Here is a 21411-nt window from a genome sequence, read left to right on the forward strand (position 1 = left end):
TAAAAAAATTAACCACATGAATAACATGTGGTTAATTGAAGTTACTTATTATCTTTATCTTCTTCAGCAAACTTGGACATGTCGACTGTTCTCGGGTCATCTGCACCCTCGTCGGCTACATCGTCCTGTATTGCTCTCTTTTGAGCCTGAATATCTTCTTCATCCATGTTTTTGATGCGTTGTTTTTCTTCTAATTCACTTTTCTTTGCAACGGCTTCATCTTTTTTAGCTTCAATCTTGGAACGTAACTCTTCAGTTTTCTGTTCCGCTTTTTCTTTAAGTGATTCGCTGTCAAAACCGCCGTTCTCTTTTGAGTTGAAAGTCTGTGTGAATTTGTTGGTTGTATCAGAGATGTCATCCCTTAACGCATCACCAGATTTCGGTGCGAGGAACAATCCTCCGATTGTACCTACTGCAAGCCCGAGAACAAGGCCGATTGTGAAATCACGGCCTGTAGTGCTGTGGATTTGCTGTTCATATTCTTCTACACCGTGTAAATGGCGATCCCTATTATAAGTTTCCATAATTTATAAAGACCTCCTCTTCAATTATTGAATAATGACTGTTAATGATTCTCTCCGGAACTGTCATCTCCCGGTGAAGGGGAATTCACTGCTACCGGCAGATTCTCGTCGTCATTTGATGCCTGTGTATTCGTGTTGTAAGACTTGTTGCGTCGTTGTCTCATCTGCCATTTATCTGCAACTTCCATTGCGACATTGGACCATTGGACAACTTGTGAGATCTTATCTTCATTTTGTGAAATGTTATGAGTGATAGAGTTTGTCACTCTGTCCACTGAACTGTTCAGATTGCTGACTGAATCACCCATACCTTGAACTGCATCTACAACTGAATTCAATTTTTGTGATTTACCCTGAACATCTTCAGTTAAGCGATTTGCTTTATGAAGTAAATCTGTAGATTCTCTTGTGATACCTTGAATTTGCCCTTCAACACCATCCAGTGTTTTTGCAATATGATCTAAATTCTTTTTAACAGGTAAAATTACATAAGCCACTGCAATTGCAACAATCAATAAAGCAATTGCCGCTATACCTGCAGCAATAGCCAATATAAGCTGCCAATCCATAATCAAACGCCTCCATCTTCTTTAGACAATTTTTTTATTCATTATTTAAAATAGCCTAATTCGGCCATTAGTAAACATATTTATTGCAAATTATGATAATAATTCTGTAAATCTTTTTTCATATTTTTGAATATCCCCTGCGCCCATAAATATAATCACTGCATTTTCATGGTTATTCAATAATTCCAAATCATCATCGTTCAAGACAGTGGCACCGGGTATTAAGTTGCTCAAGTCCGCACTGGACAAATTACCGGCCGACTCTCTTGCCGAACTGAATATATCTACGATATAAGTCTTATCAGATTCGTTCAGAGCTTCGGCAAACTCATTCAAAAACTTCTCCGTCCTTGAAAAAGTATGAGGCTGGAAGACGGATACGATTTCTCTTCCCGGATATTTTTTACGCGCTGTTTCAAGTGTTGCTTTGATTTCTTTCGGATGGTGCGCATAATCATCAACCAGGACCATTTCATTAATATATGTCTCGCTGAAACGGCGCTTCACTCCCCCGAATGTAAGGAATGCTTCTTTTATATTATTCATATTCAGTGATTCAAAATAACATACAGCAATGACAGATAATGAATTTAAAACATGATGATCTCCATACATCGGTATGACGATGGTATCTTTGAAATCATCGCCAATTGACACTTCGAATTCTGTACCTTTTTCTGTTGTTCTTATATTGGTTGCGGTGACATCAAAGTCTCCTTCAATGCCGTAAGTGTACATTGGTACATCCACTTTGATCTTATTGATATTTTCATCTCCGCCGAATGCGATGACAGCCTTTTTGACCTGTGAGGCCATTGCATTGAACGCATCGATGACGTCATCCAGATCTTTAAAGTAATCCGGATGGTCGAAATCGATATTTGTTATAATCGCATAGTCCGGATGATAGCTTAGGAAATGTCTTTTATACTCACAGGATTCAAATGTGAAATAATCGCTGCTCTTCAACCCGAACCCTGTCCCGTCACCGATTAAAAAAGTGGTTTCAACATCACCGTTCATCACATGGCTGAGCAGTCCCGTCGTTGAAGTTTTTCCATGGGCACCGGTGACTGCTATAGAAGTGAAACGGCTCATGAATTCAGCCAGGAATTCATGGTACCTGATTACTTTGAAATTGCTCTCCATAGCTTTTTTAATCTCAATATGATCATCTTTAAATGCATTTCCTGCAATATAAGTATAGCCCTCTTCGACATTGCTCTCATCGAAAGTCAGAATATCTATTCCTTTATCTCTCAATTGGAATTCTGTAAAAACTTCCTTATCAATGTCAGAGCCCCGAACGACATGACCCAGGTCATGCAGTACTTGAGCAAGCGCACTCATACCTGCACCTTTTATACCAATAAAATGAAATTTTTCCACAGGGACACCAAACTTTCTCAATATATTAAGGTTGTTGCTCACGTATGAACTTTAAAACTTTATCCTTGGTTTCTTTTTCTATTTCTCCCCTGTTGACTCTAAGGGGTTTATTAGAAGTTGGAATTTGAACCAGCATGTCATTGCCTTCCACTAAATTGTCCGATCCCTTGATCACTTGGTTTCTGTCATCTTTAAAGGAGACTTTAGTCTGAAGCAGCTGCAGCAGTTCATATCCTATTTTAGCAGCCGGATCACCATGCCGGATCAGCAGATGGATACCCAGCGGTTTGCCTTTTTTCAGAATTTGCACAACAGCACTGATGGCTTCATGATTATTACTCTGAATAAGCTCGCTGAAATCATCAATAACAACTACTATAACACTTTTTTTATTAGCATGGCTGACACGCTGATTGAAACTGGATATATTCCGTACATGTGCACGCCTGAATTGATTTGATCTGGAATTCACTTCCTGTAATATATCATCCAAAGCGTCGGTTGACTTGATCGTCTCATGTTCAGAAAATAAGTAATTCAACCGCTTATAATCATCGTACTTGTCATTGCTTGTAACAAATTTGAACTTTAAGTCATGTGAAGTATGGTTCATCAGCATTGATATGATGAAATTGTCTATCAAGTGTGCCGCTTCATCATTTTTTCCGCCGTAGACCAGCAGATGCCCCGCCTTCGGGAGTTCATAGCTGAAAATCTGATCATCCACAATTTTTCCAAAAATAAATTTATAATCATTTTTCCTCAATTTCAAACTGCTCTTTTGAAATAAGGTACTGAAATAAATAGGCCTCGGTTCCCTCAATGGGATTTCAACCCCTATATGGCTTGTACCGATAATCGGAGCAACGACACGCATTTCTTCCACTGGTAAATAAGGCAAAATATGTGCTTTAAGCTTCGAAATATTACTGATCCGAAAATTCCGGTTTAATTTCAATTCATGCGTACCGATGATGCCATTTGATTTATATTCATTGATACTCGCCGGCACACCATTGGCGTTGAAAGCCTGAACAATCGCATCGCTGAGATCTTTCTCTTCAGAAGCATAGTCAGATGTCTGCATTTTACCGAGCATATCAAGCGAAGGCAGACTGAGCGTGGGGCCATATCGTTTTTCGGCTGATGCGGATTTCATTTTAACAGGTGTCCCCATCGTGTGCGTTGGAATTTTATCTTCCTTCAATGACTTTTTCTTTTTTGTCAGAGGTTTGATGGCTGATTTTAAATTTTGAGAACTTCTGGATTCGGCTTCCTCTTTTCTTCTCTTCATCGCAGCTTCTCTTTTGACATTATCACGGTGTCTTTTGTGATTTCTTGCTTTTACAATATCACGGATGATTACTGACTGTATGTCATCATAATTCGTTTCATCCGGATTTTCGGGTGTCTCCGGTGCCGGTTCTTCGTTCTTCTCAAGTTCATACTTTTTCAGACCATGAACAGGCGATGGAATATCCCTCGCCTTTTTCAATATGAAGCTGGATTTACTTGTATCCGGCAAATTCGTTGATTGATGATGCTCACGTCTTCTGTCTCTTCTGACAAAATCGGCACCATCATTTTCCCGTCTCTCAACCGGTTGCTTTTTTATATCATCGTCTATATCAAGCGGAAATCTAAAACGCTCTTCTGTCAGGTTTTCCTCTGCATCCACAGGTTTAAATTCTCTTCTTTTCCTTGATCTAGCCATAATCTCACCCTTAATTCACTGCAAATGATTGACCGACTTCATAGTTATCATTTAATACATAGATTCCGTCAATCCCATCATCTTCCAGATTCAATTCTTTTTTAGAACAAATCATACCATTCGATTCAACGCCTCTCAGCTTTGACGGTTTAATATACATACCGTCCGGCATCCACGCGCCGACTTTCGCTACGACCACTTTTTGGCCCGAGTCGACATTCGGAGCACCGCAGACAATTTTCAGGTTATTATCCCCGACATCCACCTGGCAGACATTCAGCTTATCTGCATCAGGATGCTGTGATTTTTCAGTAACGTATCCAACAACGAATTTTGGATCCAGATCCGCTTCAATCTGCTCTTCGCCGACCGAGGATAAAATTTCATTAATTTTATTAACATGAGTTTCACTCGGAATGACATTGACCACATCTTTTTCGAGTTCAAATTTGTCTGAAGCATTGAAAATATTCACGCCGACTGTTTCATCATTTTCCTTGATGACCGTCACACCGTCATGATGTGTATAGGACGGTGATTTCGCACTTCTTAAAGATACCAGCAATACATCGCCAACATAAGCATTATTATAAGTCAGTTTCATTTACTTCCCTCTTTTTGAATTCTTTTGTTTGCCGAGTATGAATACCGGCTGCAATCTTTTCTCTCTGTATGAGAATGATAATGAAGTGATTGGCGTCAGACCTTCTGCAAAATACTGCATCATCATCTGGGCCATGATATCGTAACCCACTTCATTTTTGACATCTGCCACAATCAGTACATCCTGGTGCGGCAGTCCGACCATCATCTCGCCTTCACATATTTCATGCATATCATTTAAAAACTGTTCGTTAAGGATTCTGGAGGCGTCGTAGCCGTCATTATGATTCACAAAATAAAAGTCATTTTCCTGCACAGTCTGCTTTTTATAATCTATTTTCAAATTGCCCAGGTTGTTATATGCAAGCACTCTGATATCTTCGTGGCTCATACCGAATGATTCAGCCAGCTTTTCATCAATCAGACGATAGCTGTTTTTAAAATCCATTGCATAGTAGACTCTCGTTTCATTCGTGTGATCATCCATGATGAATTTAAGCCCGCTTTTGGTTTCTTCATAAAAACTCGTCGATCTGACGACCGGATAAATCATGGACTGGTCCAGATCGACCGATTCATCTTCCATGCGTGTTAATGTTTCATCAATATAGTAAATGATTTCATCTACGAATTCATCATCATTTTTAGCTTTTTGAGCCGCTTTGGCAAGCTCTATATCGACACCTTTTTTATTGTCCTTGCGTTCGATTCTGAGCTCTTCATCTTTCCTGTTGAATTTAAAATCAAAATCATCACGCTTTGCATTTAGTTTTTCTAATATTAAATCTTTCAGTTTAAAAACATTCATCAGAATGCCTCCAATAATTTCTACTTATTTTAATGCTGTAAAGCCTGGTCGCCTTCCTTGATCATTCCAAGTTGTCTCATCAGAATATAGATCAAATACGTGACCACGGCCGGTAAAACAATATGGAATACAAGAATCAGTACAATTACCTGCACTGACATCCCCATCGTTTCTATCGCCATTATCTGGCCGACAAAACCACTGGTTCCCATGCCTGCGCCTGCCGCATTGTTTTCCATTGGAAAGAATACGGTCATTATCGGCGCAATGATGGCACTTGCGAGTGTAGGCGGCACAATGATAAACGGATTTAAAAATACATTCGACACCTGCAGCATTGAAGTTCCGATTCCAAGCGAAATCAGTCCTGATATACCATTATCCCGGTATCCCTGCACGGCAAACCCGACCATATGGCAGCAGCAGCCGATTACCGCAGCGCCTGCTGCCAGGCCGCTGATTTCAAGCATCAGTGCGAGCGCTGCACTGGATAGCGGTGCAGTCAGCATCAGACCGAAAACCACTGCAACCAGTATGCCCATGACAAACGGCTGCTGTTCAGTCGCAAAGACGATGAAGCCGCCCACACTTGTCATGAAGTCACCGATCCAAGGTCCGACAAACTGGGCAACTCCATACGCTGCAGTAATTGTCAGCAGCGGTGTGACTATAATATCTATTTTTGTTTTCCCGCTGTACAAACGGCTGATTTCAACTGCTGCGATACTTGCGATGAAGCTGCCGGCCGCACCGCCAAATTCATATGCGGCATAACTGACGACAACAGTTGAAAAAACAACAAGCGGCGGCGCCTTCAAACCATAGCTGATGGCGGCACCAATTGCCGCTCCGGTCAATGCCATGGCTACTGCACCGATTTCAGTCATGAATGATAGAAATGGAATATAAGTCCCTATCGTATCCATGATCAGACCAATAATCAAAGAAGAAAACAATCCTAAAGCCATAAAGCTCATCCCGTCGATGAACCAGCGTCTTAATAATTTTCTCATAATTTTATACCATCCGTTTATCGGCCGTTTAAGGTTTTAACGACATCAGAATTTACACCTTGTACAAGGTGCGATAAAAACTTGTGTGCTTCCATATAATCATTATAGTCGATAATTGAATGCGAAGTATGAATATATCTTGCACAAATTCCGACAACTCCCGAAATGACACCTTCATTGGAGACGTGTATACTTCCCGCATCCGTACCGCCCGGTGAAGTATAGTATTGATATTTTATGTTATTCTGCTCAGCAATATCGATCATATACTCTCTCATCGGTTTGGATAAGATCATTGTTCGATCCATTATTCGAAGTAACGTGCCGCCGCCGATTTTTCCAGTATCATCTTTCTTGCCCATCATATCATTCGCCGGGGAGCAGTCCACAACAAATGCGACGTCAGGCTTGACCATGTTACTGCTCACTTTGGCGCCTCTTAAGCCGACTTCTTCCTGAACATTCGCCCCGACATACAGATCACAATCGAGATTCACATCTTTCAATGATTCCAGAACTTCGATCGCTATCAGACAGCCGTATCTGTTATCCCATGCTTTCGCCAGGAGTTTATTATCATTTTCCATTACTTCAAACTGAACATCGGGAACGATTGAATCACCGACTTCGATGCCCATCTCCCTCAGTTCATCTTCGCTGTCGGCACCGACATCAAATAGCATATCTTTGATTTCAGTCTTTTTATCCTTTCCGCCTTTACGGAAGTGAATCGGTACACTGCCGACGATACCCGTAATCTCTTTATCATCGCTTGTACGCAATTTTAATTTCTGGCTTAATAAAACATCGCTCGACCATCCACCGAGCGGCACGAACTTTATAAGTCCGTTCTTTTTGAGTTCTGTCACCATAAAGCCCACTTCGTCCATATGAGCTGCAATCATTACTTTTGGTGCATTTTCCTTACCGCTTTTCTTAACGGCAAAAATACCGCCCAGGCCATCGGTGATGATTTCGTCAGATAGTGGTTCGAGCGCTTTTCTCAAATACTTCCTGACAAGATCTTCAAAGCCGGGTGCCCCGTGCAATTCAGTTAATGCTTTCATTCTATCCAAAGTTTTTTGTGATAAATTCATGATAATTCCCCTTTAAGATGATTTTCATTTATTTCATATGGTAAACTACATTTAAGGAGGTAGTTTTATGTCAAAGCGTAGAATAGTTTTATTATTTACAGTTCTCACTTCTGTACCGGCATTAATCTGGTTTTTCCTTTACCGGACGGTAGATGCTCAAAAAGTGATTGATGGTTTACATTTACAATTCGATGATGTTTCATTCATCTCTCTGGATTATCAGACGGACGAAAGAAACTTCCTTGGAATGAAATCCAAAGTGATCAATGGCGTCGTCCATGTTGGTGAAGGTGAAGATGTTTCGAAGTACCAATTTATGGCTGATGCTTATACAGGTGAAATCATGGAGATTACTAATCAGTAATCTCCTGTTTTTTTACCCTTTTACACCCTGCCGTCTTCTTTCAGTTTTTCAATCGTTTTATGAATACGTTCCATGCCGGATTCAATACGCATTCTGCCGGAAGCAACGTTCATCCTGAAACGTCCGTTGTCGACAACGTCGTAAATATGACCGGGCGACACAGCAATGCCCCCTATATCTACAAGCGCTTTATGCATCTCGGCATCTTCAATTCCGCATTTCTCAAAGCTGATCCACGCTAAATAAGTTGATTCCGGCTTTTTGAATGACAGATAATCTGACAGATGTTCATTGATGTATTCCTCGATATAATCAAAGTTTCCTTCCAGGTGATCGTTCAGTTCATCCACCCACTCACCACAGTCCGTATAGGCAGCGTCAATCGCCGACAGAACCAGACTGTTTGCCGTGCCTACATTGTAGCGATGGTCATATTCATAGACGATTTTATTTCTCAGCTCTTTATTTTTAGTGATGAAATATGAATGCGGTATACTCGCCAGATTAAAAGTCTTTCCGAGACCTGTTGTTACAATGATCGGGTCCCCCTCATCCATCAGCTCGGCCATGGATACGAACTTCTCTTTTGGCCTTACAAAATCCATATGAATCTCATCACTGATGAAAAAGACATCATTGTGGATACAGATATCTTTCATCTTCTGAAGATCTTCTCTCGACCAGACTTTTCCGGTCGGGTTATGCGGATTACAATGGACGAACACTTTATTTTCAGGTGCCTGGCACAATTTTTCAAAGTGGTCGAAGTCGAATGAGTATTCATTATCCTCTTCAATAAGAGAACATGAAACCACCTTACGGTCATTTCCCTTTAAAACTTTCAAAAATGCATTGTATGTCGGCATATTCAAAATAACGCCGTCGCCCTCGTTTGAGTGGAGACGCACCGCTTCACTCACCGTATACAGCACAGACGGTGCATAAGTGATCATGTCATCCGTCAAATCCACATTGTAGCGGGATTTCCACCACTGTTTGACAGGGCCGTAAAATTTGGAGTTTTTCCAGATTGTATAGCCGAAAATGCCGTTATCCAGCCTTTTTTTCATTGCTTCTGTAATGGCTTCAGGTGTTTCAATATCCATATCAGCTATCCAGAATGGTGCGAGCCCCGTACGTCCGAATAACGGCTCAGTGCCTTCATACTGAATACTGTAAGTGCCTTCTCTGGTCGTTTCTTTATCGAAATTGAACTTGCTCAAAAGCTTCCCCTCCACGTATAATTTCTTCACATTATATTTTATCATTCTTTACCGATAATTACATTGCAAAGGCAAAGAAAAAAAGCATCTTAAAAAGATGCTTTCAATAAATATATTCTGCTGCCGTTCTTTGAGAATTTCTCTTCATACTCGGTTCGTATGTTATCTTCGGGCTCTTCCTCATGAAGGTCCAAAATGATTTCATCAAACTTCATGCCGTATTCGTTCATGCTTTTTAAGCTGTATTCGAATAAACCGCGATTATCAGTTTTAAACTGCAGGCTGCCTTCACCATCCAAAAGATGATGATACTGTTTTAAGAAAGTATGATAAGTAAGACGTCTTCTTGCATGCCTTGTTTTCGGCCACGGGTCTGAAAAATTCAGGTGAATTTTTGAAACTTCACCTTCATTCAGATAGTCGCTGATATAATTCGCATCCAACAGTGCCAGTCTGATGTTTTTCAAATCCAGTTCAATAATCTTTTCCACTACTCTGATGATGATATTCTTATCCAGCTCGATGCCAAGATAATTGATATCGGGGTTTCTTACGGCAAGTTCTGTAATGAATGTCCCCATGCCCGTCCCGACTTCAATGTGCAACGGCTGATCAACATCAAAAAAGTTTTTGACTTTATTTTTATAAGTCATTTCTGTATCCACAATATGGCCATTGTCCTTCAAATAATCCATGGCCCATGGTTTGTTACGAATTCTCATCCTGCTGCTCCATTCACTTTTCCACTAGATGAACCGATCTCTTTTAATCACGTGATTCAAGAACAGTATCCAGTCGTTCATATCTTTAAAACGCTTATGGTCTTCATACCACTGCACCATCGTAATTGCCTGGACCAATGTGTACCATTTCATGCGTTTTCTTAAATCTCTATCATATTTTATGCCGTATGATTCCAGCCATTCATCCCATTTTTCTGCCGGAACATAAGTGTAAAGGATGATACCGATATCTATTGCAGGGTCTGCAATCATCGCGCCTTCCCAATCTACTAAGAATAATTCATCCTGATCGGACAGCAGCCAATTGTTATGATTTACATCACCGTGGCAGACTGTACTCAATGATTGATCCAGTTTTGGAATTTCATTTTCTAAATATTGAATGGCACTTCTTACAGTGTGGTGTGCATTCACTTTAGGGGATAATGAAGATTGAATCTTATTCAATAATAAGTCGGGTAACATCGGTTTCATGCCTATTTTCTTAAGCATAGTCAACAACGGTCCTGATGAATGAATTTTCTTCATCAACGCTGCCACCCTGTTTGAAGACATCTCTTCATGGGTCAGCTCACGGCCATTCTTCCAATGCTGTGCTGTTACGACCTCTCCCGTTTCTATGCGTTTCGTCCAAACCAACTTCGGCACTATACCTTCTGCTGATAGTGCTGCTATAAAGGGGCTGGCATTGCGTTTCAGAAAGAGCTTCCGGCCATCCTGTTCGGCTTTATAAGCCTCACCTGATGCACCGCCTGCGGGGTCCAGTGTCCAGCCGAGCTGATAGAAATGCTCCAAATTCCACACCTCTCTTCGTCCTTAAAAGACGCTAAAATAATTATATATTATAGCGCCCTTTTTTTGTTTCGTGATTAAAATAATATAGTGTTTGCGGTGTGATTTCAAGACTCATATTTTTTAATTTATATGACAACAGCAATAAAACAGCCGTCAAAGTCACATATTATAAGGCTTCATCATACTTTAAAAATATAAGTGTAATATCACTCGTTAACTTTATTTAACTGAATTTAATAGTGTGATTTTTTTATTAAAGTATTCCTGCAGCTGCTGCGTGACCCGTCCTGGCTTACCGTCACCCACAGATCTGCCGTCCACTTTGATGACCGGAATGATTTCCTGGGTCGTACTTGTATAGAACACTTCATCCGCTTCACTCATATCCGACACCGTAAACCCTTCTTCCCTGACAGAAATATCGTTTTCTTCTGCCAGTCCGAGAACAACCCTCCGGGTGATGCCGTTCAATATCAGATTGTTTGCCGGATGCGTAAACAGAACTTCATTTTTCACCATGAATACATTGGTCGAAGAGCCTTCCGTCACCACACCGTCACGATGCAAAATCGTCTCTTTGGCACCATTTTCCACTGCATACTGTTTCTCCATGACATTGGCAAGCAGGTTCAGACTTTTAACATGGCACTTCAGCCATCTGTAATCTTCGGCAGTCACTGCTTCCACACCCGAATTCATCGGTCCCAGCGGTCGCTTAGCTTCTCTGATGCTTGCATAGATGACCGGTTTAGTCACATGCGGAAAACCGTGGTCGCGTGGAGCGATTCCTCTTGATACCTGAATGTAGAGTGCACCGTTAAGAATAACGTTGCGGTATTTTATTTCATGGAGTATTTCCACGATTTCATCACGGCCCACGTCCCTGATCAAAATTTCCCCGGCACTTTGCAGCAGTCTGTCGACATGTTCATCAAAAGTGAAAAAATTGCCATCATAAATACGGATGACTTCATAGACACCATCGCCAAAATAAAACGCACGGTCTCCACTTTTTATACTCATTTCCTCGTGGTTCATATACTGTCCGTTATAATAACTAATTCTCATTGGCTTCACCTTCTACACATATTCTGTAAATCGCCTCTAAATAAATTGCAGTGGCTTTCAGCAGTTCATCTATTTTCATCGTCTCATTCTTCTGGTGCATCGTGTCTTTCGTATCATTGAACATGGCACCGAACGCGACGCCTCTTTCAAGCGTTCTTGCATAAGTTCCGCCGCCGATTGTGAATGGCTCGGTATCATCTTCCACATGATTTCTGTAGCTGTCCAGAAGCACTTTGACGAGCGGGTCCTCCGGATTTACATAATGAGGGGGTTCATCCGACAGATCTTCAATTGTGAAACCTTCATTGAGTATCCTGCTCTTAAGTGCATGGATTCCGCTGTTGAAATCCAGACCTTCCGGGTATCTCAGGTTGACGCCGAAGCTTGCACCATCCACCTCTGTATAATTGATCATCCCGGTGTTGACACTGACCTCACCCATATCCTCATGAGTATGCGCCATATCAAATTGCTCGCCTTTGTAGTTTCCGACGATATACTTATTCGCAAAATCCACAAAGTTCATTGCGTTATCGTCAAGCTCCATAGTGCTCAGAAATTCAATCAGAATAAAGCCCGCATTCATGCCGGCTTCCGGTGTTGAACCATGGGCACTCCGCCCTTTTATTCTTATATTCAGGAAACCATTATCCACTTCGTAGTTGCCTTCTGCACCTGTGTTTCTTAAAAAGCCTTCGAATGACTGGATGACTTCCGTCATATTTTGAATCACTTTCAATTTTGCTTCCGCTTCTTCAGGGACCATATTATATCTCTCGCCTGAAATTAAAACTTTCAGTTCAATATTAGGTTCTTCCTCATCCAGCAATGTATGCTTCTGTACAATATTGAAGGATGTAATTCCTTTTTCCCCATATATCAAAGGAAATGCAGCATCCGGAGCAAAGCCCGCCGCCGGCATTTCTTCACTGGCAAAATAAGCTTTCGTACATTCCCAGTCTGATTCTTCATCTGTCCCGATGATCAGACGCGTTTTCAATTTGAAATCCACATTCTGTTCATGCAGAATTTTCATCGCATAATATGCAGCCATCGTCGGTCCTTTATCATCCTGGACACCGCGTGCTGTAATCGAGTCCTCCGTCACAACCGCTTCAAATGGCTTATTATCCCATCCTGTACCGGGCGGCACGACATCGACATGCCCCAATACTCCGAAAATCTCATCGCCTTCACCGGCTTCGATATGACCGGCAAGATTGTCGACTTCTTTTGTTATGAAACCATCCCTTTTACCGAGGTCCAGCATGTAGTCCAGGGCAGCTTTCGGTCCTTCTCCGACCGGTGCACCTTCTGTTCTGTCCCCTTTCACACTTTCTATTTCCAATAATCCGATCAAATCTTCAATCAATGAGTCTTTATGTTGATTGACAAGCGCCTGAAAGTCCATGTCCGTTCATCCTTACTTATAGTCGTTTATTTTTAATGATAAATATATTTGAGTATAAAAACAAGCAATCGTAACATCATATTTAAAAATTTCACAATAAAAAAACCGGTTCATATGAACCGGTTGTGTGAATAAACGATTATTTCTTATTGTCCTCATCCTGATCTTCATCATAAACGACATGGATATTATGATTATCATCAATTTCGCCTTTATCATTGACAACTTCAGAATTCGGGTTTTCTTCCGGGTGGACAAATCCACCTTCAGAGTCGAAGTTGCCTTCTTCCTGATCGGTCGTCAAGTGGCCGTCACCATCTACTGCATCAGGTTTTACATCGTGCTTTTCTTTCTTAACTTTTGACTGAACATTTTCTGCATATCCTTTTGGATCTTCTTTAGCTTTGTTAAATTCAGTCTTTGCTTTATCCTGATATTGTTTTGCCTGGTCTGACATCTTGTTCTGATAATCTTTGGCCTGCTCTGTCGCTTTTGATTGGACATTCTGTGCATATTGCTTAGGGTCCTCTTTTGCTTTTGAATACTCTTCTTTTGCTTTATCCTGAACTACACTAGCTTTCTCACTAACTTTATTCTGTACATTTTGGGCATATTCTTTCGGATTTTCCTTTGCCTTGTTGTACTCATTCACTACCGCATCCCTGTTGTCTTTCTCAGAGAGTTTCTTAACTGCTGCTGCCACACCGACGAGTGCAGCCAGTTTGACTAAACCATTAATTAATCTTCCCATTTTAATACACCTCTATTTAATTTAATTTTGAAGTAATTACTAATAAATATTTACCCAATCTTAAATGATTTAAACAAGGTGTGTTAAATTATTCACTTCTTCACCAGTTAAATATCTGCTTTCTCCTGCTTCCAGCATCTCATCCAGGGCTAAATTACCGAATTTCAGACGTTTCAGCCCGACCACTTCGTTATTCAAATATATGAACATGCGCTTCACCTGATGAAACTTACCTTCATATATAGTCAATTCGACTTTCCTGTCGTCTACTTTTTTAGCAATGGCAGGTGAAGATGTGAAATCTTTTAAAGGAATGCCCGCTTCCAATTTTACGATATCCTCATCCGACACATCTTCTTTTAATATGACTTCATATGTTTTCCCTATCTTATTTCTCGGACTCAGCAAACTGTGTGACAGCTTCCCATCATTTGAGATGATCAGCAGGCCCGTTGTATCTTTATCCAGCCTGCCGACAGGAAACAATTCATCAATCTGCGGATGGTCTATCAGTTCCATGACCGTCTGCGTAGGGCCGTCTTCAGTGGATGAGATGACGCCCCGGGGTTTATTCAGCATGAGATAAATAAACTCCTCCAATACCACCTGTTCATCATTAATCGTGATATGGCTGTCATATGAAACTTTGTGATTCGGTTTATTGATGACTTCATCTTCGACTTTCACCTGTTTATCTCTGATCAGTTTAGACACTTCTTTACGGCTGCCGATTCCGGCATTTGCCAAAAACTTATCCAAACGCATTATAAAAACCTCAACTTCTGTCTGATTTTATCTGCTCTGGCACCGAGTATCTCGTCGGCCAGCCTGCTTCTGAATGAGAGGAAAATATAAACAAACGCCCCGACAGGTACCGTCACAGCAAGTATGATGATTGAATCCACTTTATTCTGAACATCAAGGGAGAATAGTAAAATTAAATAAACGACCTCGACTGCCAAAAGCATGACCACAGTATAAAAACCAATCTGCATTAATGGCTTTATTAGCGGACTGATATGGAACTCGCCATATTTCTTTATAATCCACAAGTTTAAAACAACACCGATTCCAAGTGCAATTGCCGTCCCCATCACCGCACCGACTGTGTGAAACTGCATAATGAGTGGAATGTTGATTCCGATTTTGACTACAAGCACTGCAAGCACGACATATAATGTGAGATTTTGTCTATCTATGCCCTGTACAATCGAACATGTGATTGAAAACAGTGAAATGATAATGCTGACCGGTGCATAGAATATTAATATTTTAATGCCCATTTCATTGTAGCTGTAGAAAGATGTATAAAGCGGCGCAGAAAGAATCATCATTCCAATCGCTGCAGGTATTGCAAAGAATAACAGCATCAACAGCATCATTTTAATCTGATGGTGAACATTGCCCATCTCTCTTCTCTGGAAGTTTTTGGTGATGAACGGCAGGATGCTGATTGCGAAAGCTGCTGCAAGAGAAGTTGGAATCATGATGAGTTTGTGCGTCGTCAAGTTCAGCATACCGAACCAGCTGTCGTGATACTGTTCTGGTACGCCGGCTAATGCGAGCCCGTTGTTATGCGTCAGCTGGTCGATGAATATCATTACAGGTATACTGATTCCCACTATTATAAATGGAATGCCATAGCGGACGATTTCACCATACATTTCCTTATATGAAAAATCGTAATCCGTGTTGTCCGCTTTGACCAGCTTCTGAATGTGCGGCTGTCTTTTTCTCCAGAAGACGAACAGCGTCACGATGGCACCGATACCGCCGATGAATGCAGCAAATACTGCGATTTCGTTTGCCTGTTGAACCGTACCGTCCAGTACATAAAGGATGATGTAGGCACCGCTCAGAAGTACTGCGATTCTGATAATCTGTTCCACTACGGATGACGCACTCGTCGGACCGAAGGATTCAAACCCCTGGAATATACCTCTGAACGTCGCCATAAATGGAATGATGATGACGGCAATACCGATGATACGAATAATGCGTGTAATATCTTCAGCAGTCCAGCTGCCCTCGCCGCTGCCTGCTGCGAGTGTCTGCAGGTTCGCTATGTAGGGTGCTGCGATATAAAGTGCCAAAAACGCAAGCGCGCCGGAAGCGATCATTACAAGCAGACTTGATTTGTACAGCTTCTGACTCGTCTGGTACGCGCCCAGCGCATTATATTTGGCCACATATTTCGATACGGCACCGGGCACACCTGCTGCTGCAATCGACAGCATGATTGTGTAAGGCGTATAAGCATAACCGTATAAGGCCAGGTTTTCTTCTCCACCCATAATACTGTAAAATGGGATCAAGTAGAGCATTCCCAAAACTTTGGTGATCAATGTCGCCAAAGTCAGGTAGAATGTCCCTCTCACCAGTTTATTTGAATCTGACATTTTTATAACCTTCTTATTTTAGACTAAATTACATTATAATCAAAATATCATCACTTTCAAACCAAAAGGAGCAAATCTATGTTTGACATAATCGTTGTAGGCGGTGGCGTCAGCGGCCTCATGGCAAGCTATGCAGCCTCAAAATACGGCAAAAAAGTATTACTTATCGAGAAAAATAAAAAGCTTGGACAAAAACTGCTGATTTCAGGCGGCGGGCGCTGCAACGTGACGAACCGTCTGCCCTACGAAGAGATCATCAGCCATATCCCTGGCAACGGCAAGTTCCTTTACGGCCCTTTCAGCACTTTCGACAATGAAAGCATCATTGACTTCGTCCAGACACGCGGTGTCAATTTAAAAGAAGAGGATCACGGCCGGATGTTTCCTGTGACCAACAAGGCAATGGATGTATTGAATGTCTTTTTAAAAGAACTGGATGAGAACAATGTGACCATCCGGTACAGTACTATAGTAGAAAAAATCTTAACCGGCGATGAGTCAGTCACCGGCGTACGTCTGAATGACGGCGAAATGATAAAGGCTTCCAATGTGATTGTTACCACCGGCGGAAAAAGCGTACCCAACACAGGATCCACCGGAGACGGCCACAGATTTGCGACGGAAGCCGGCCATAATATTACAGAATTATTCCCGACCGAGGTCCCTATCACGTCCTCCGAGCCCTTTATTAAAGAAGGCAATTTAAAAGGACTCAGTCTCAGCAATGTCGCTTTATCCGTTCTCAGAAAGAACGGTAAGCCGCGAATAACACATCAGATGGATATGATATTTACCCACTTCGGCGTTTCAGGCCCGGCCGCACTCAGATGCAGTCAGTTTATATTTAAAGAGCAGAAAAACCAGAAACGTAAAGATATTTCCATGATGATTGATTTTTACCCGGATGTTAAAAAAGGTGCGCTGCAGCAGGAGCTCGATGCACTTTTAAAGGATAGTCCGAATAAATCCATCAGAAATATCCTTAAAGGGATGATCCAGGACCGCCTCGCAGAATTCCTGATTGAGTTTAACGGCATTGATGGCGATGCCAACAGCCATCACCTTAAAAATGAAGATAAGCAGAAGATTGTTGCGTTCCTGAAAGGTTTCACTTTCAAAGTCGACGGCACCCAGTCCATTGAAAAAGCTTTCGTTACCGGCGGCGGAGTCAACTTGAAAGAGATTACTCCCCAGACGATGGAAAGCCGGATGGTCGAAGGTCTTTTTTTTGCCGGAGAAGTGCTCGATATTCACGGCTACACCGGTGGCTATAATATCACAAGCGCGCTTGTGACAGGTTTCGTTGCCGGACACAGTGCAGGAATGAAGTGACGTCATGCTGACTACGCCATAACTGGTGTAAAAAAGCATGCTACTTATAGCAACGCAGCATATAACTGAACATTTACAACAAAACCCCGTCACTCACTTTGAATGACGGGGTGCTTCAATTATTCTGCCGGATGATGCTGGTGTTCAATTTCATAAATGCGTATTTCATTGTCGATAATCGGGTTATCCGCCGGTTTCTCTTCTCCTGATTTTGCATTGTGTGCTTTTTGATTTTTACGGCTTTTTCTCCATGTTTCAAAAGACGCATGATCTTTCCAGTTTGTTGAGATCAGCAATTCATCGTGATCTTCAAGTTTTTCATTCTTCAATACTTCCATCAGTTCGAAGCCTTCAAAAGTATGCACAGCCTTCGGTTCCTGGAACTTTGCCGCCACTTCATCAATCCGGCCTTTTTTAATGCTTAATGCATTCACTACTTTAATCATTTCAATCATCCTTTCGTAAAGGTTCTATATAAAACAATATCATAATCTCCCCACTAATCTTCATGAGAAAAGTTACGAAATTCTAAAAGGTTTAACTGTACACCTGTAAAGGAATTTATATAATAGTATATTTTATCAGGAAAGGAGCCTTAATTTGTCTTTTCAAGATATGTTCATCGGTGACTCCGACATGATTCTCCGTACAATCATTGTCGGCCTGCTCGCCTACATTGCTCTGGTGGTCATTATACGGATGAGCGGCAAGCGCACTTTATCTCAGATGAATGCTTTTGACTTTATCGTGACCGTTGCACTCGGTTCGATTTTAGCGAGTATTATTCTGACGAAAGATGTTTCACTGATTCAGGGCATTACAGCCTATTTAATATTGATCATCATGCAGTTTATCATTACCAAGTTAACCATCTACAGTGATAAATTTAATAAAGTTATCAAATCCGAACCAAAGTTACTCTACTACAATAATCAATTTTTAAAAGAAAATCTGAAAAAGGAAAGGCTGAACAAAACTGAGATTCATCAGGCCGTACGTGCCAGTGGGACGGCCAACCTGGAAAATGTAAAAGCTGTCATTTTGGAATCTGAAGGCAGCATATCCGTCATACCTCAAAGTGACAAAGATTCAGAGAATCGTGAATTTGATATTATGAAGAACGTAAAAAAGTAAGGTCAGAGACCTTACTTTTTTCTTAGTTTGCTACTATATTAATCAATTTGCCAGGTACAGCAATGACTTTTCTTACAGTCTTATCGTGGATGACTTCCTGAACTTTGTCAGATTCGATTGCGATACGCTCCAGATCTTCTTTTGATGCATCTGTCGGTACATTCATCTTCTCACGTACTTTACCGTTGACCTGGATGACGATTTCAACTTCTTCTTCAATCAGTTTACTTTCATCAAATGCCGGCCATTCTTCGTAAGTGATCGTACCTTCATGACCGATTCTTTCCCACAGCTCTTCCGCTAAATGCGGTACAATCGGTGAAAGCATTTTAACGAAGTTTCCAATATATGTTTTGGAGATTTCGTCCTGCTTATTACACTCATTGACAAATACCATCATCTGGGAAATTGCAGTGTTAAAATCAAGCGTCTCATAATCATCGGAAATCTTCTTCACTGTTTCATGGTAGACCTTATCGAGGTCCGGTGTATCCTTATCGACAATCTTACTCTGTACTTCGCCGGTCTCTTCATTGATGATGAGTCTCCATACACGGTCGAGGAAACGTCTTGAACCATCGAGTCCTGTCGCGCTCCATGCGATTGAAGCATCAAGCGGCCCCATGAACATTTCATACAGTCTCAAAGTGTCTGCACCATGTGAATAAACGATATCATCCGGGTTGATGACATTCCCTTTTGATTTACTCATTTTCTCATTGCCTTCACCGAGAATCATGCCCTGGTTGAACAATTTCTGGAACGGCTCTTTCGTGTGCACAACGCCGATATCATAAAGTACTTTGTGCCAGAAGCGTGCATACAGCAGGTGCAGTACCGCATGCTCTGCCCCGCCGATGTACAGGTCAACCGGCAGCCAGTGTTTCAGTTTTTCAGCGTCTGCCAATGCTTCATCATTGTGAGGATCGATAAATCTCAGGTAATACCAGCAGCTGCCTGCCCACTGAGGCATCGTGTTCGTCTCACGGCGTCCCTTGACTCCGTCTTCTCTCACAACTTCTATCCACTCGGAATTATTCGCAAGTGGTGATTCTCCTGTGCCGGACGGTTTTATTTCATCCATATAAGGCAGTTCCAAAGGAAGCTCGTCTTCAGGCACTGTTGACATTGTACCGTCCTCCCAGTGGATGACTGGAATCGGCTCGCCCCAGTAACGCTGGCGTGAGAACAGCCAGTCACGGAGTTTATATGTCGTTTCTTTTCTTCCGAAATTGTTCTCGTTCAGAATCTCGAGCGACTTTTCAATCGCTTCTTCGGTGCCGAGACCATCGAGTTTACCAGAATTCACATGCGTGCCGTCGCCTGTATAAGCTTCTTCTTCAATATCTCCGCCTTCGATCACTTCAACGATCGGCAGATCGAATGCCTTCGCGAACTCATAGTCACGCTGGTCGTGTGCAGGCACGGCCATGATTGCACCTGTTCCGTATGATGCAAGAACGTAATCAGAAATCCAGATTGGCATTTTTTCACCGTTGAACGGGTTGACTGCATATGCACCTGTAAAGGCACCTGTTTTTTCTTTCGCAAGATCGGTACGTTCCAGTTCGCTCTTCATCGCCGCTTTATCCTGATAAGCTTTGATTGTTTCTTTTTGTTCTGCTGTCGTGATTTCATCCACAAGTTCATGCTCCGGTGCGAATACGGCATATGTCGCGCCGTAAATTGTGTCCGGACGTGTTGTAAATGCTGTGAACTCTTTATCCGTACCTTCAATTTTGAAATCGATATTCGCACCTTCGGATTTTCCAATCCAGTTACGCTGCATATCTTTAAGAGATTCCGGCCAGTCCAGATCTTCAAGATCTTCGAGCAGACGGTCGGCATATTCCGTGATTTTCAGTACCCACTGGCGCATCGGCTTTCTGACAACCGGGTGTCCGCCGCGCTCTGACAGACCATCGATGACTTCTTCATTCGCAAGTACTGTGCCCAGTGCCTCACACCAGTTCACAGGTACTTCGTCGATATAAGCAAGTCCTTTATTGTACAGCTGGATGAAAATCCACTGTGTCCATTTGAAATAATGAGGGTCTGTCGTATCGATTTCACGGTCCCAGTCATAGCTGAAACCGAGTTCTTTGATCTGTCTGCGGAAATTATCGATATTCTTTTCGTTAAATTCACGTATATCATTTCCTGTATCAATCGCATACTGCTCCGCCGGCAGGCCGAAAGCATCCCAACCCATCGGATGCAGGACGTTATAACCCTGCATGCGCTTCATGCGGGAGACGATATCTGTCGCAGTATAACCTTCCGGGTGTCCGACATGGAGTCCGGCCCCTGAAGGATACGGGAACATATCCAGTGCATAAAACTTCTTCTTGTCGTATTCTTCTTCTGTTTTGAACGTTTTATTTTCTTCCCAAAATTCCTGCCATTTTTTCTCAATCTCTCTGTGCTTATAAGCCATTTGGACCCTCCTATTTATATGTAAAAAAGTATATAAA

At 41.9% G+C, this 21411-nt stretch carries 21 protein-coding genes; 3 read left to right on the forward strand and 18 right to left on the reverse strand.

Going from position 1 to position 21411, the window contains the following annotated elements; genetic code table 11:
• Nucleotides 1-41: 41 nt before the first annotated feature.
• From BO48_RS03255 to BO48_RS03290, 8 genes are all read right to left on the reverse strand, one after another.
• The gene (locus BO48_RS03255; protein ID WP_496366009.1) at nt 42-524 is read right to left on the reverse strand and encodes a YtxH domain-containing protein; all 483 of its coding nucleotides are present in this window, start codon (nt 522-524) and stop codon (nt 42-44) included.
• Between the two features lie 41 nt (nt 525-565).
• The gene (locus BO48_RS03260; RefSeq protein ID WP_496366010.1) at nt 566-1093 is read right to left on the reverse strand and encodes a DUF948 domain-containing protein; all 528 of its coding nucleotides are present in this window, start codon (nt 1091-1093) and stop codon (nt 566-568) included.
• Nucleotides 1094-1183: 90 nt separating this feature from the next.
• The gene (gene murC / locus BO48_RS03265; protein WP_496366011.1) at nt 1184-2482 is read right to left on the reverse strand and encodes a UDP-N-acetylmuramate--L-alanine ligase; all 1299 of its coding nucleotides are present in this window, start codon (nt 2480-2482) and stop codon (nt 1184-1186) included.
• 25 nt (nt 2483-2507) lie between these two features.
• Nucleotides 2508-4196 (reverse strand): DNA translocase FtsK, encoded by a 1689-nt coding sequence (locus BO48_RS03270; RefSeq protein ID WP_496366012.1) that lies wholly within the window; start codon nt 4194-4196, stop codon nt 2508-2510.
• A 10-nt stretch (nt 4197-4206) separates the two neighbouring features.
• The gene (ytpR, locus tag BO48_RS03275; protein WP_496366013.1) at nt 4207-4800 is read right to left on the reverse strand and encodes a YtpR family tRNA-binding protein; all 594 of its coding nucleotides are present in this window, start codon (nt 4798-4800) and stop codon (nt 4207-4209) included.
• A complete protein-coding gene (locus BO48_RS03280; RefSeq protein WP_496366014.1) occupies nt 4801-5607 on the reverse strand; it encodes a DUF1444 family protein in 807 nt (268 codons plus the stop codon). It abuts the gene before it with no gap.
• A 29-nt stretch (nt 5608-5636) separates the two neighbouring features.
• The gene (locus BO48_RS03285; RefSeq protein ID WP_496366015.1) at nt 5637-6620 is read right to left on the reverse strand and encodes a PTS sugar transporter subunit IIC; all 984 of its coding nucleotides are present in this window, start codon (nt 6618-6620) and stop codon (nt 5637-5639) included.
• A 17-nt stretch (nt 6621-6637) separates the two neighbouring features.
• Nucleotides 6638-7717, reverse strand: a complete 1080-nt coding sequence (locus BO48_RS03290) for a M42 family metallopeptidase (RefSeq protein WP_496366016.1) — start codon at nt 7715-7717, stop codon at nt 6638-6640.
• 67 nt (nt 7718-7784) lie between these two features.
• Between BO48_RS03290 and BO48_RS03295 the strand changes: the two genes are divergently transcribed.
• Complete coding sequence (locus BO48_RS03295) at nt 7785-8081, forward strand: hypothetical protein (RefSeq protein ID WP_496366017.1); 297 nt, start codon at nt 7785-7787, stop codon at nt 8079-8081.
• A gap of 20 nt (nt 8082-8101) precedes the next feature.
• Here BO48_RS03295 and BO48_RS03300 read toward each other — a convergent pair whose 3' ends face one another.
• The 8 genes from BO48_RS03300 to BO48_RS03335 all read right to left on the reverse strand — a co-directional run bounded on the left by BO48_RS03300 (nt 8102) and on the right by BO48_RS03335 (nt 16471).
• Entirely contained in the window at nt 8102-9304 is a 1203-nt protein-coding gene (locus BO48_RS03300) for a MalY/PatB family protein (RefSeq protein WP_496366018.1), read from the reverse strand.
• A gap of 89 nt (nt 9305-9393) precedes the next feature.
• On the reverse strand, nt 9394-10026 hold the full coding sequence (trmB, locus tag BO48_RS03305) for a tRNA (guanosine(46)-N7)-methyltransferase TrmB (RefSeq protein ID WP_496366019.1): 633 nt from the start codon (nt 10024-10026) through the stop codon (nt 9394-9396).
• 24 nt (nt 10027-10050) lie between these two features.
• A complete protein-coding gene (locus tag BO48_RS03310; RefSeq protein ID WP_496366020.1) occupies nt 10051-10842 on the reverse strand; it encodes a phosphotransferase in 792 nt (263 codons plus the stop codon).
• A 219-nt stretch (nt 10843-11061) separates the two neighbouring features.
• A complete protein-coding gene (gene dat / locus BO48_RS03315; RefSeq protein ID WP_496366021.1) occupies nt 11062-11910 on the reverse strand; it encodes a D-amino-acid transaminase in 849 nt (282 codons plus the stop codon).
• Complete coding sequence (gene pepV / locus BO48_RS03320) at nt 11900-13321, reverse strand: dipeptidase PepV (RefSeq protein ID WP_496366022.1); 1422 nt, start codon at nt 13319-13321, stop codon at nt 11900-11902. The genes dat and pepV overlap by 11 nt, the downstream gene beginning before the upstream one ends.
• A 139-nt stretch (nt 13322-13460) precedes the next feature.
• On the reverse strand, nt 13461-14072 hold the full coding sequence (locus tag BO48_RS03325) for a hypothetical protein (protein WP_496366023.1): 612 nt from the start codon (nt 14070-14072) through the stop codon (nt 13461-13463).
• Nucleotides 14073-14141: 69 nt separating this feature from the next.
• Nucleotides 14142-14837 (reverse strand): pseudouridine synthase, encoded by a 696-nt coding sequence (locus tag BO48_RS03330; protein WP_496366024.1) that lies wholly within the window; start codon nt 14835-14837, stop codon nt 14142-14144.
• Nucleotides 14837-16471, reverse strand: a complete 1635-nt coding sequence (locus tag BO48_RS03335; RefSeq protein ID WP_496366025.1) for a putative polysaccharide biosynthesis protein — start codon at nt 16469-16471, stop codon at nt 14837-14839. The genes BO48_RS03330 and BO48_RS03335 overlap by 1 nt, the downstream gene beginning before the upstream one ends.
• Before the next feature lie 78 nt (nt 16472-16549).
• Here BO48_RS03335 and BO48_RS03340 point away from each other — a divergent pair, with 78 nt between their 5' ends.
• Complete coding sequence (locus BO48_RS03340) at nt 16550-17803, forward strand: BaiN/RdsA family NAD(P)/FAD-dependent oxidoreductase (protein WP_496366026.1); 1254 nt, start codon at nt 16550-16552, stop codon at nt 17801-17803.
• Between the two features lie 119 nt (nt 17804-17922).
• Here the strand turns inward: BO48_RS03340 and BO48_RS03345 are convergent, their stop codons facing one another.
• On the reverse strand, nt 17923-18249 hold the full coding sequence (locus BO48_RS03345; protein ID WP_496366027.1) for an antibiotic biosynthesis monooxygenase: 327 nt from the start codon (nt 18247-18249) through the stop codon (nt 17923-17925).
• 154 nt (nt 18250-18403) lie between these two features.
• Between BO48_RS03345 and BO48_RS03350 the strand changes: the two genes are divergently transcribed.
• Complete coding sequence (locus tag BO48_RS03350; RefSeq protein ID WP_496366028.1) at nt 18404-18937, forward strand: DUF421 domain-containing protein; 534 nt, start codon at nt 18404-18406, stop codon at nt 18935-18937.
• A 22-nt stretch (nt 18938-18959) separates the two neighbouring features.
• On the opposite strand, the gene leuS is transcribed toward BO48_RS03350, so the two are convergent.
• Nucleotides 18960-21374 (reverse strand): leucine--tRNA ligase, encoded by a 2415-nt coding sequence (gene leuS / locus BO48_RS03355; RefSeq protein WP_496366029.1) that lies wholly within the window; start codon nt 21372-21374, stop codon nt 18960-18962.
• Nucleotides 21375-21411: the final 37 nt, after the last annotated feature.

This window comes from Lacicoccus kunmingensis DSM 17847 (assembly GCF_059568765.1).

What these genes read in the sequence shown, in the direction of transcription:
- BO48_RS03255 (WP_496366009.1), bottom strand. Translation starts at nt 524, where the DNA reads ATGGAAACTTATAATAGGGATCGCCATTTACACGGTGTAGAAGAATAT.
- BO48_RS03260 (WP_496366010.1), bottom strand. Translation starts at nt 1,093, where the DNA reads ATGGATTGGCAGCTTATATTGGCTATTGCTGCAGGTATAGCGGCAATT.
- BO48_RS03280 (WP_496366014.1), bottom strand. Translation starts at nt 5,607, where the DNA reads ATGAATGTTTTTAAACTGAAAGATTTAATATTAGAAAAACTAAATGCA.
- dat (WP_496366021.1), bottom strand. Translation starts at nt 11,910, where the DNA reads ATGAGAATTAGTTATTATAACGGACAGTATATGAACCACGAGGAAATG.
- BO48_RS03285 (WP_496366015.1), bottom strand. Translation starts at nt 6,620, where the DNA reads ATGAGAAAATTATTAAGACGCTGGTTCATCGACGGGATGAGCTTTATG.
- ytpR (WP_496366013.1), bottom strand. Translation starts at nt 4,800, where the DNA reads ATGAAACTGACTTATAATAATGCTTATGTTGGCGATGTATTGCTGGTA.
- BO48_RS03290 (WP_496366016.1), bottom strand. Translation starts at nt 7,717, where the DNA reads ATGAATTTATCACAAAAAACTTTGGATAGAATGAAAGCATTAACTGAA.
- BO48_RS03325 (WP_496366023.1), bottom strand. Translation starts at nt 14,072, where the DNA reads ATGGGAAGATTAATTAATGGTTTAGTCAAACTGGCTGCACTCGTCGGT.
- BO48_RS03295 (WP_496366017.1), top strand. Translation starts at nt 7,785, where the DNA reads ATGTCAAAGCGTAGAATAGTTTTATTATTTACAGTTCTCACTTCTGTA.
- leuS (WP_496366029.1), bottom strand. Translation starts at nt 21,374, where the DNA reads ATGGCTTATAAGCACAGAGAGATTGAGAAAAAATGGCAGGAATTTTGG.
- trmB (WP_496366019.1), bottom strand. Translation starts at nt 10,026, where the DNA reads ATGAGAATTCGTAACAAACCATGGGCCATGGATTATTTGAAGGACAAT.
- BO48_RS03270 (WP_496366012.1), bottom strand. Translation starts at nt 4,196, where the DNA reads ATGGCTAGATCAAGGAAAAGAAGAGAATTTAAACCTGTGGATGCAGAG.
- pepV (WP_496366022.1), bottom strand. Translation starts at nt 13,321, where the DNA reads ATGGACTTTCAGGCGCTTGTCAATCAACATAAAGACTCATTGATTGAA.
- BO48_RS03330 (WP_496366024.1), bottom strand. Translation starts at nt 14,837, where the DNA reads ATGCGTTTGGATAAGTTTTTGGCAAATGCCGGAATCGGCAGCCGTAAA.
- BO48_RS03345 (WP_496366027.1), bottom strand. Translation starts at nt 18,249, where the DNA reads ATGATTAAAGTAGTGAATGCATTAAGCATTAAAAAAGGCCGGATTGAT.
- BO48_RS03340 (WP_496366026.1), top strand. Translation starts at nt 16,550, where the DNA reads ATGTTTGACATAATCGTTGTAGGCGGTGGCGTCAGCGGCCTCATGGCA.
- BO48_RS03335 (WP_496366025.1), bottom strand. Translation starts at nt 16,471, where the DNA reads ATGTCAGATTCAAATAAACTGGTGAGAGGGACATTCTACCTGACTTTG.